This window comes from Vibrio sp. 10N.222.49.C9 (assembly GCF_041474985.1).
Taxonomy (GTDB): Bacteria; Pseudomonadota; Gammaproteobacteria; order Enterobacterales; family Vibrionaceae; genus Vibrio; species Vibrio crassostreae_C.
In genome coordinates this window covers 1-216 of sequence record NZ_JBFRVD010001473.1, presented here as the reverse complement: position 1 = coordinate 216, position 216 = coordinate 1, and the positions used below count along the sequence as shown (strand labels likewise).

General features: G+C 39.4%; 1 pseudogene. It reads right to left on the bottom strand.

Annotation, left to right across the window (positions count from 1 at the left end):
- Positions 1 to 216: pseudogene (locus tag AB4585_RS28820) on the bottom strand (VWA domain-containing protein); the annotation flags it as partial.

Sequence of the window (216 nt, the reverse complement as noted above, 5' to 3'; positions counted from 1 at the left end):
GGTATCAAAACCTAATAATTGAATGAATGAAGTAGGCATATTGCCAGTGGCGTTTAAACTTATCGAGACATTGTCCTCATCATCATAGGAAAATACAGGTGATGACAGCGATGGAGAGGTGGTTTTTAGTGCAGTAGATAAGTTTACATCGAAGTACTTTTGAGCTGCAGCCGTGGCATTTGCTTCTCTTAATGTTTGGGTTGAACCTACAGATAT